At 38.7% G+C, this 11154-nt stretch carries 8 protein-coding genes; 6 read left to right on the top strand and 2 right to left on the bottom strand.

Annotation, left to right across the window (positions count from 1 at the left end; translation table 11 throughout):
- Positions 1-570 precede the first annotated feature (570 nt).
- Complete coding sequence (locus HMPREF2802_RS03015) at positions 571-1026, bottom strand: MarR family transcriptional regulator TcaR (protein WP_049409908.1); 456 nt, start codon at positions 1024-1026, stop codon at positions 571-573.
- A 418-nt stretch (positions 1027-1444) separates the two neighbouring features.
- Here HMPREF2802_RS03015 and HMPREF2802_RS03010 point away from each other — a divergent pair, with 418 nt between their 5' ends.
- The 3 genes from HMPREF2802_RS03010 (at position 1445) to HMPREF2802_RS03000 (ending at position 4256) form a co-directional block, all read left to right on the top strand.
- Complete coding sequence (locus tag HMPREF2802_RS03010) at positions 1445-2416, top strand: YdcF family protein (protein ID WP_070502710.1); 972 nt, start codon at positions 1445-1447, stop codon at positions 2414-2416.
- A 194-nt stretch (positions 2417-2610) separates the two neighbouring features.
- Entirely contained in the window at positions 2611-3612 is a 1002-nt protein-coding gene (gene bioB, locus HMPREF2802_RS03005; RefSeq protein WP_002472181.1) for a biotin synthase BioB, read from the top strand.
- Between the two features lie 281 nt (positions 3613-3893).
- A complete protein-coding gene (locus HMPREF2802_RS03000; protein ID WP_002472184.1) occupies positions 3894-4256 on the top strand; it encodes a hypothetical protein in 363 nt (120 codons plus the stop codon).
- Between the two features lie 120 nt (positions 4257-4376).
- On the opposite strand, the gene HMPREF2802_RS02995 is transcribed toward HMPREF2802_RS03000, so the two are convergent.
- On the bottom strand, positions 4377-6869 hold the full coding sequence (locus HMPREF2802_RS02995; RefSeq protein ID WP_002472180.1) for an MMPL family transporter: 2493 nt from the start codon (positions 6867-6869) through the stop codon (positions 4377-4379).
- A 346-nt stretch (positions 6870-7215) separates the two neighbouring features.
- Here HMPREF2802_RS02995 and HMPREF2802_RS02990 point away from each other — a divergent pair, with 346 nt between their 5' ends.
- The 3 genes from HMPREF2802_RS02990 (at position 7216) to HMPREF2802_RS02980 (ending at position 11026) form a co-directional block, all read left to right on the top strand.
- Positions 7216-8607 carry a membrane-associated protein TcaA gene (locus tag HMPREF2802_RS02990; RefSeq protein ID WP_256277917.1) on the top strand — a complete coding sequence of 464 codons (1392 nt, stop codon included), beginning with the start codon at positions 7216-7218 and terminating at the stop codon, positions 8605-8607.
- Positions 8608-8747: 140 nt separating this feature from the next.
- Complete coding sequence (locus tag HMPREF2802_RS02985; RefSeq protein ID WP_070502708.1) at positions 8748-9947, top strand: putative multidrug effflux MFS transporter TcaB; 1200 nt, start codon at positions 8748-8750, stop codon at positions 9945-9947.
- Between the two features lie 146 nt (positions 9948-10093).
- Positions 10094-11026, top strand: coding sequence for an ABC transporter substrate-binding protein (locus HMPREF2802_RS02980; RefSeq protein ID WP_002472178.1), 933 nt, complete (start codon positions 10094-10096; stop codon positions 11024-11026).
- Positions 11027-11154: the final 128 nt, after the last annotated feature.

Below are 11154 nucleotides of genomic sequence, written 5' to 3'. Positions count from 1 at the left end.
AATTTCCTTACTACCTATCTTAATATGTTTTCTTAGGGGGCCACGCTCAACTAAGTAATGACACGCTTTGCGTATCATTACTGGATTTTCGCTGTGTCCTTAAATCCCTCAAGAGTCTCGCCTACTCCCCCTTTACTTGTATTGCATGGTACGCAAAATTAAATGATATACTTCTAATTTTTGCTCATCATAATCACCACATCCACTACTGTTTTGTTTTAGTTTTAATTTAGTGTTTCGAGGAAGAGAGTGTGTCGTGTTAAGGCTATATTATGTAGAGAAGTGTTAGATGAAAAATTTAAATTGGTTTAATGGAGAGTTTGTAGTTTAATAATAAATTGGACTGGTGAAGTAAAAATGGATTTACTTCTCAGTCCAATTTTTTGTCTCTAATATAACAATGGCGCAATTATCTCTATAATTATAGGTGGTCAAACAAATAAAAAAGAGATAATGCGCCTTTGTCTGATTGTATATCACAATGTTACAAATTAACGATAAAAACTTTGATTTCTAAAGGATAAGGATGAAGAAAGCAAGCGAAGTCAAAACATTGAAAACAAACTCGTATTAGTTATTCAAATAATGTTTCAGACGTTTATCAATTTTTTCTAACACGGTGAGTGCTAGATCTATTTCTTCACCATCGAGGTCGCTTAATAATTGTCCGACGATATCACTGATGACGTTGCGTGATTTTTCGCTATATTCATTGCCTTTGTCGGTCAAAGTAATGTATTTATAACGCTGGTCGGTGTGTTCTTCTGATTGTTCCCAACGTACTAAGCCAGCTTGAATGAGTTTTTTGATACGTCGGCTAACGGCAGCTTTATTAACTCCTTGGCGTTCGGTGATTTGTGAGAGGGTTAAGGCCTCTTCGTTGTGCAGTATCATTATGACTTCTTCTTGTTCTTTAGAAATGTTGTAAGAAGCCCTCATATCTTTAAGTAATTGTGTTAATAAACGGTTGGTATCGTCGAGAAATTGACCCATAAAATCTATGTGATTACGTAAATTTTTGACCATAGTTGCACCTCTGAAAGACGAAATTAGTTAAAATTCTATTGGTTGTCTCTATGAGACCTTCTTACAAAATATTAAAGAAACTGCTATAATTAAGCCAATTAAGAAGTTGATATTACTTTTATAGTATCAATAAAATGTATAAGTTGAAAGAATCTATCTATAGTTTATACGCATAGTTTTGATTTATTACATCTATACGGGTAAGTGTCGCATATTTGCCTATCATTGCGCTCATATAAAGAGTTGTTTTCGAGTACTTTTCAGCTCAATGTTGAAGGAAAACATGTATGTAAGTTTTCCGATATTATTAAGCGGTTCCGTACTTAAATTTTTAACACATTAAGGTATTTTTGGATGTAATAACCTAGATTTGTTCTCAACTTTTAATAAAATGTAACGTTAGACAGTGAGGTGCACCATGATATTTCTACCGATTTTGTTATGCGTGATAAGTTTCTTCTTATTTCTGGCTATTTATTTCGGTATCAGCCAGATGATTCAGTTAAATGTTTATATTTTACATGTTTGTCTGGGATTTGCCGTAATTCTATATCATGTGATTACTCAGACGGTGCCGTTTGACCTCATCATTTTACTCATCGTACAAGTGATGTTGTTACATGTTAAACATCGGTCGCTTAACGATCAAGCAGTGGGATTAAGGTTCTACGGGAGGTTATATCGCATCGTGGGATGGGCGGTACTGTTCACAGTTGCGACGCGCTATATCAGCACGATGCCTATAGGGTTGAATGCGATCTTTGCATGGTTGTCGGCGATTGGGCTCAGTGCGTTGTATGCGTTGAGTTGTTTCGCGGTTATGGTCTCAGCCTATCATGCTAAAAATACGAGCGTTCGACCTGCAGATATCTTTCTCGTGCTTGGGGCAGGCATCTATACTGAACAGGTGACACCGATGCTTGCGGCGCGTTTGGACAAGACGTTAGCGTTATGGAGACGAGAGCCTCAGACGCCGATTCTGGTTAGTGGAGGTCAAGGGCCGGACGAGCCGATACCTGAAGCTTTGGCGATGCAGCGGTATCTTATCGCTAAAGGTGTACCGCGTGAACGCATTTATCTTGAGTCTGTGTCGACGAGTACATTTGAGAATATTGCTTCTTCTCAAGAAGTGCTCGCAGATTTAGGTTTTCTCAATAGTCATATTGTTTGTATCACGAGTCATTTCCACATTATGCGAGCGTTACGCTTTGGACAGAAATTGAATCTTAAGATGGAAGGGGTAGGCAGTGCTTCGCCGTTATCTTTCCTACATATCATGCTTGTGCGTGACTTTCTCGCGATCATGTATCAATACCGTTTGTTGTTGACGATTTACTTTGCGGTACTATTCTTCAGCAGTATCATTGCGATGTGGTTTATTCCACATTAGTTCGAGTGTTATTACGACTTGATTTCAGTTGTAATAACGCTTTTTTTATACGCTCTTGACGAGTAAAAGGATCGTTCTATTTGTAAACTTTTATAAATTGAAAGTTTACATTAATTAGAGAAAGCGCTATGATATAGAAGTAGTAAGTTGTTACATACGGGTATATTCTAATATTAAGAATAGGAGTTTTTTCTATGGAATTAGCTGAAAGAATCTTACAAGGGGAAGCTATTTCGAAAGATGAATTCTTACATATTTACGAAGATGAATCCATCGATACGTTGCTCTTGTTGAATGAAGCATATAAATTACGTAAGCATTTTTATGGGAAAAAGGTTAAGCTTAACATGATTCTCAATGCGAAAAGTGGAATTTGTCCTGAAGACTGTGGCTACTGTGGTCAGTCTCGTGAAATGAAGCAGAAGACGCGCTATAGCTTGATTTCGCAAGAGGAGATTATGAACGGTGCGGATGTGGCGAGTGAACATAATATCGGCACTTACTGTATCGTGATGAGTGGTCGTGGCCCAAGTGATAAAGAGGTGACGCACATCAGTGAGACGGTGGAACAAATCAAAGCGAAACATCCTCAGTTACGTCTGTGTGCCTGCCTTGGTTTAGCGAATGAGAAGCAAGCGAAGCAATTGAAAGATGCTGGTGTGGATCGTTATAACCATAATATTAATACGAGTGAGAATTATCACGGAAATGTGGTAACGACGCATACATATCAAGACAGAACGAATACGATTGAGATTATGAAAGAGAACAACATTTCACCATGTTCTGGAGTGATTTGTGGAATGGGCGAGTCTAACCAAGATATCTTGGATATGGCTTTCGCGTTAAAAGAAATGGATGCGGACAGTATTCCAATTAACTTCCTCCATCCGATTAAAGGTACGAAATTTGGTGATAAAGATGAACTTACACCGATGAAATGTCTACGTATCGTATCTTTATTCAGATTGATTAATCCGACGAAAGAAATTCGTATTGCGGGTGGCCGTGAGATTAATTTACGTTCACTTCAACCGTTGGCGTTGAAAGCTGCGAACTCCATCTTTGTAGGGGACTACTTAATCACAGGTGGACAACCGAACCAAATGGACTTCAAGATGATTGAAGACTTAGGATTTGAAATTGATAAGAATAATGCAGAACCTACGCCGGTTAAAGAGAATTTAACAGTCTAATAATAGAATATTGATGAAAGCCTCAGATAAGTGAGAAGCCGATAGATTGATGGTGTGCAGTGAATAGGTAGGATGTATTGCCTGCATGTCTCAATGACTATCGGCTTTTTTATAATATTTAGTTTTTTTCGACGAAGTGGACAATAAATGTCTGTGTGTATCTCTATAATTGTGTTTAGAAACAAGTGATTAGACAATATATTTCAATAGCACATAGATTGATTGAAATATAGATAGTTAGAAACTGCTTGTTTAATAAACTTATTTGAGGTGTTGTATTTATGAAAAGATTAATTGGTGTATGTCTCGGCTTGATGATTCTGCTTGCCGCATGTGGCAACAAAGTTGATGGTACATACAAGAACAAAGAACTCACACTTAGAGCAGATGATGATGCGGAAACTGCTCAAATCAATTATGATACTGGAGATGATGAGTTGAATGAGTGGATGGAGGAAGAAGAGGAAGATCTCAATTATAAAGGGGAAATAGATAAAAAGAAAAAGACGATGACTTTTAAGGATAAAAAAGGTAATGTTGAAATGAAAATGAGTTATAAAGTAAAAGGTAAAAAGCTTATCTTAAAAGATAAATCTGGTAGCAGTGGTGATGAAAAAATTGTATTGAAGAAACAAGAAAAATAACCAAAAGAAAACGGGAGTGAGACAGAAATCGACTTGATTTCGTAGTCTCACTCCCGCATGGTTGACTATCACTTGAGAAAACGCACGCAATCTTAAAAGTTGCGTGCGTTTCGTATTGAATTAATCTCTTTTATCAAAAGGAGATTTGAATGGCCACCAGTTACCTTTGCCGAATGATTTCGCTACGGCTGGAATAAAGAGTGGTAGCATAAAGATGTTGTAAATGAGTAGTCCTAGGATAACGACAGTTGCGATTTCCATCAATGTCATTGCGCCTGATGTGTAGAGGGCTGCAACGGTACCGATAAGAATGATACAAGCTGTCATAATCACGACACCCATTTTACGCATAGCTGTGAGCAGTGCGTCGTGAATATCTTTGCCACCTTTCACTTCCTCGCCGAAGCGGTTCACTAGGAAGATGGCGTAGTCGACACCGAGTGCCATAAGAACGACGAAGCTGAAGAATGGCACCACGAGTAACAGTCCACCCATGCCTAAGATATTGTCGAAGATGAGGTTCGCAATACCGATAGAAGCATAGTAAGTGATTAAGATAGATGCAATCATGTACAGTGGCATGATAATTGAACGTTCAAAGATTAATAACACGATGAATAGGAAGATCGTAATGAGCACAATCGCTTTCGTCATATCATTGTCGATTGTTGTTTGTAAGTCGTTGTTCTCTGATGATTTACCGCCGTATTCAATTGTACTATCTTTGAATGACGTATCTTTCACTTGATTGTCTACAGTGTGGTGAATAGAGTCGACAGTGTTCATCGCTTTCTTAGAGAATGGATCGTCGGAAAGTTCCACGTTGAGTAAGAGCACTTTACCGTTACCATCACTGTATTGATCGATTGAATCTTTGATCTTATCATTCTTCAACATATCATCCGTGATATACATGCCTGATTTGTTGATGCCGTCGTCTTTAGACATGTCTTTCAAGCGTTTCTGAAGTTTCTTCTGACCGTCTTGAACTTGAGAAATACCTTGTTGTGATTGTTGAAGTCCTTTAGACATTTGGCCAGCTTGTTGCGTCACTTTCTGATTAGCTTGTTGAGGTGCTTGACTACCTTGCATCATCAAGCCTTGAACTTTCTGGCTATCAGTCAGTGGTGAAACTTGGGAGTTCATTTGACCAAGTCCATCATTCACTTCACCTAAGCCGTTATTAGCATCATCAATCTTCTTCTGCATTTCGTTCAGTTGATAAGTTGCTTTAAGCTGTTTGATTGGTTCGCCAGTTGGACGAGTGATTGTGTTGACTTTGTCTACGCCTTTAACTTTTTCAATAGACTGAGAAAGGGCTTCTAAATCGTTAATACCTTTCTTCGTCGTCAATTTATCGTCGTCTTTAATAGCAATTTGAACTGGGAACGCTTGGCCTTCAGAGAACTTATCTTTAATAATATTGATGGCTTTGATAGAACCATAGTCATCACTAATTTCGTTCGTATTATCGTACGTAATCTTGTTAGGTGCAAAGATGATGATCGGTACCATGATGATGAGTACGATAACTAATGCTAAGAATGGTTTGCCAGATGTAAAATGACCGAGTTTGCCCCAGAGTTTACTATCTTTGTGTGAACTTGCTTGTTTACTAGGCCAGAATACTTTACCACCCAGCAACATGAGAATCGTTGGCAATAAAGTAAAGAGTATAATCATCATACAGAGCACACCGACAGCGATACCTACAGCTGAACGGAAGAGCTCGAATCTCACGAAGAACAGTGCCGCAAATCCAACGAGTACAGTAATCGCACAAATCAGTATTGTACGTCCGCCATTTTTAAACGTATGGTAGACTGCATCGAAGTTGGATTGATCTTTGCCCAGTTCCTCTTTATACCGATTGAGTAGCAGGATACAGTAATCGGTTCCGATACCGAATAGTAATGCTACCAAGAACGGTTGAATGTAGATTGAAACTGGGAAGTCAGCGTATTTCACGAGTAACGCTAAGATGCCTTGTGAGAATGCATAAGACAATCCGATGAGTACGAGTGGTACGAAAGGCGTTACCACTGAGCGGAAGACTAAGAATAAGATGACGAGAATGAGAACGAACGTTACAATTTCTGTCGTCTTCAAGCCATCGTCAACGCTCTTATTGATGTCATCAAAGATAATGTCATTGCCTGTCACGTATGTGCCTTTGAAGTTATTATCTAGGTGTTTGATATCTTTCGCAGCATCTAACGTTTTATTTCGATCATTGTCCGTGTCGATTGGAATCATCACGGCTTTCTTATCTTTAGAGACGAGTTTGTCTTCAACGTCTTTATTCTGGAAAGGCGAAATTGTGTCTTTAACACCCTTCGTATCTTCAATCTTATCTATATATTTCTTTATGTCTTTCTTGCTGTCATTATCGAGTTTCTTATCGAGTTCAATGACTGCACTGATACTTTTAGAATCCGCACCTACGTCCTTGAGTTTCTCGGTGTATTGTTGAGACGTCGTATCTTTAGGAGGTACGATGTTCCCATTGTCACTTGCGAGTTTGGATAGGTTAGGAGCGAAGAGTATCGCACAAGCCACTGCGATAATTACGATAATTGAAATTAGCCATCTGAATTTCAGTATCGTCTTCATAATATCCTCCTTATGTTTAAAATGAACATTGTAAATATACTACAGTAGTTGATAGTAGTCAACTAATATTTTAAAATATACATATTAAACCATAACCGAATAGCGTTTTAAACTAACATGATGTAATATTGAATCATTATCTAGGACCAAATATGTATATTCACATACGCAAAATCGCATTATAATAGAAAGTGGAGAGCTACTCGCTTTTAAAAATAGCGAAAGTGAAGATAGACGATAAAATTAAATGAGAAATGACTCTATTAAGAATATAATTAAAACAAGTCACGACGAATAGATCATTTGTGTTGAATCAATGTTTTATATGTTAAAATGATGAAATAATATGTCGAAAAGAAATAGAGGTGATGAGATGCGACAGTGTCCGAAATGTGGGCAAGAGGTGCCGAAAGATGCCGACCGATGTCCACACTGTAACTATGAAATGAATCAGCAGTCTAAGGGAGAAACGCGTAAGAAAGCGAATATCAAGGTGCGCAAGATCGTACCTTGGGGCATTGCAGGCTTTATCGTTATACTCTTAATCATCCTATTCTTTCTACTGCGTAACTTTAATTCACCGGAGTCGCAAAGCAATCTCTTGATTAACGCGATTGATAATAATGATACGCAGAAGTTGTCGACAATACTCAGTACGAAAGACAATAAAGTTGACGGAGCGCAAGCTGACGCTTACATAAAGTATATTAAAAAGAATGTCGGCATGAAGAAATTTAAATCTGAAGTGAATCAAAAGATTTCCGACCTTAATCATAGTGATAATCGAATTAAAGATCACGTCACTTCTAAAAATGGTGATGATTTACTTCAAATTACGAAAAATGGTCGTCGCTATCTCTTCTTCGACAACATGAACTTCACAGCACCATCGAAAGAAGCGATTGTGAAGCCGAAGATGGATGCGACATACAAGTTTAAAGCGAATGATCAACAGAAAACAGTAGAAGCGGATAAGAATAAATCGACATCCCTCGGTCGTTTTATCCCTGGTGATTATGAAATCGATGCGAAGAAACAGACAGAAACAGGCAAATTCCATGGCCGTTTGAAATTTAGTTTCGACGATAGTAATAAAGAAACGGTCAACGTCTCAGAAGATTTCAATGAAGCGTACATTGAACCGAAACTTGAAGGTGCGAGTCAATTGAATACAAGTTCAATCAAGATTCATATCAATGATCAAACTTATGATTATAAGAAAGGACAAGCTTATGGCCCATTCCCTCAATCTCAAGAGGTGAAAGTATCGGCTGAAGGCCAAGCGAAGAAGAAAACATTTAAGACGAATGAAACAACAGTGAAGACAGATAATATGAAGCCGCACACTTCAGTTTCATTGAAGTTCGATAATGATGCGATTGAGAAATACGTAGAGAAGAAAGAGAAAGAAGAAAGTAGTTTCAAAGATAAATTATCCCGTTTCTTCTTTAACTATGTGAATGCTTTTAATATGGCGACCGCCCAAAATGATTTTGGGCTGGTCTCCCAGTATTTAAAGAAAGACTCTACGAATTACAAATCGACACGACACGTAATTGAAAGCGACGCAACTATCAATGCGGAACGACCTCAAATTCTAGATGTCATTAAGAAAGGTCATACATTTTACGTAACTACCAATGAGCGTAAGACTGATGGCACGTATGGTCAGGTCGATTATGAACTCGAAGGCAATAGTAATGACGAGGATTTACAAATTGTGAAAAGCTCAGATTAATGATCTCACTCTGAAATAGTGCTTAATAACAAAGCTAAAGTGCTAGGAGTGAGGTCTTTTTTATATAGGTAGAAAGGTTTCAAGCGCGAAAGATTAGCGCTATAATGGTAACAATATTCTTTACTTGAGGAGATGAGCGTATGCAGTCTAAGAAAGGGAGCCAAGTACTTTATATTATTATCCTAGGTGCACTGACCGCAATTGGTGCCATGTCGATTGATATGTTTCTACCTGGATTACCTGAGGTTCAGCGTGATTTCAATACATCTGCGAGTAGTGCACAACTCACGCTCGGACTCTTTATGGTGGGACTCGCATTAGGTAACCTATTTGTTGGTCCGTTGTCAGATACATATGGTCGACGTCGTCCTTTAACGATAGCCATGCTTGTCTTTACGATAGCGAGTTTAGGTATCGTGTTCGCACCTAATATTTGGGTGATGATAGGGTTGCGCTTCATCCAAGGTCTCTGTGGTGGTGCTGGTGCGGTACTATCCAGATCTATCGCGAGTGATTTGTATCAAGGTCAAGCATTGACACAATTTATGTCGATGTTGATGCTCGTCAATGGTGTCGCGCCAGTCATCGCACCTGCATTAGGTGGTGTTATCATTACTGTTGCACATTGGCAGGTCGTCTTCATGGTGCTTGTCATCTTTGGTGTTTGTTTAACACTTGGTAGTTATATGCAAGTAGGTGAGACGCTTGAGGTGGAACAACGTGAGCCTTTAGCTTTGAAAAGCATCTTTGTAAGTTTCGGTCAATTATTAGCACAACCTCGATTCTTGATTCCGATGTTGATTCAAGGATTTACGTTCGTACTATTATTTAGTTATATTTCAGCTTCTTCATTTATTACGCAAGCAATCTATAGTTTATCTCCTTTACAGTTTAGTCTTGCGTTCGCTTTTGTTGGAATTACATTAATTGTAGTGACACAACTCACGAGCAAACTAGTGGTTTATATTAGCGAAGAACGATTATTACGTATTCTCACGCTCATACAACTTGTAGGTATCGTTGGAGTCAGTACCATTCTTATTGCACACTGGCACATTCTGCTACTTATTGTTGGATTTGTTGTCTTAGTATCTCCTGTGCCTGCCGTGGCGACTCTCTCATTTACGATCGCGATGGGTGAGGTGAAACGAGCGCGTGGCAGTGCGTCGAGCTTGTTGGGTCTAGTTCAGTATCTCTTTGGAGGCATCGTAACCCCATTAGTTGGTTTGAAGGGTGAGACGCACAGTGAACCGTATCTCATCATTATTATCGTTACAGGCGTGATATTAGTCGTACTTCAACTTTTATTCGTACGTGTCTTTCGCAGTCGAAATAGCTAACTTTGCGTAAAAGAAAAGCCATTCACCTTTTATAAAAATTAAATAGAATTCAAGGTATAATTGACAACCATTATCAATTACGTATAATTGAGAATAAGTATCAATTGTCGCGCAATTGGTGAAATTTAATGAAAAGAGGGAATGGAATGAAAAAGATTATACCTATTCTAATTGCATTTATCCTTGTGCTCTCGGCATGTGGAAATGGCGGTAAAGATAGTAGTTCGAAGGGAGACAAGCATGAAGTGAAACATGCGATGGGTACGACTGAAGTGCCGAAACATCCTAAACGAATCGTGGTGTTAACGCATGAAGGAACTGAAGCGCTTGTGGCAATGGGTGTGAAACCTGTAGGTGCAGTGAACTCATCTAATGGTGACCCTTGGTATCCGCACTTGAAAGATAAGTTCGATGGTATTAAGCCTGTAGGGGACGAGCTTAAGATTAATATGGAAGAAATTGCGAAGTTGAAACCGGATTTAATTATCGGTAATAAGTTTAGAGATGAAGCGCAATATAAGAAATTATCTAAGATTGCGCCAACGGTCTTCTCTAAAGAATTACGTGGTGACTGGAAAGACAACTTTAAATTGTATGCGAAAGCAATTAATAAAGAAGAGAAAGGTAAAGAAGTGCTTAAGGATTATGATGATCATGTGAAGAAAGTCAGTGATGAACTGGGTGACAAGAAGAATCAAACGGTATCGATGGTTCGTTTTATGCCGGGTGATGTGAGAATTTATCATCAGAAGACGTTTAGTGGTCAGATCTTGAAGGAGTTAGGTGTGAAGCGTCCTGAGGGTCAGGATAAGAATGACTTCGTTGAGAAAGGGTTGTCTAAAGAGCGAATTAAAGCGATGGATGGCGACTATCTGTTCTATTTCACTTATCAGGATGGTGATAAGAAGGTGACTCAGCTTGAGAAGGATTGGCTGAATGATCCTGAGTTTAAGAAGTTGAATGCGTCTAAGAAGGGGCATGTGTATAAGGTAAGTGATGATGTGTGGAATACGTCTGGTGGTGTGTTGTCGGCGAATCAAATGATCGATGAGCTGAAGGATAAGATGATGGAGAAGTAATTTGATGTATCATACTAATTGATGTTCGTAAGAACATAGTGTCTTGTACTAATTTGCAATACTGCGTATTGGGGTGGGAGCAACGGCTCGCGTTCTTAGGGGAGAAGCACAGAAATCTATGATTTCGT

This window comes from Staphylococcus sp. HMSC071G07 (assembly GCF_001811435.1).
GTDB lineage: Bacteria > Bacillota > Bacilli > Staphylococcales > Staphylococcaceae > Staphylococcus > Staphylococcus pettenkoferi.
Note: the sequence above shows the minus strand (reverse complement) of the source record. Positions and strands in the feature narration are given on the sequence as shown.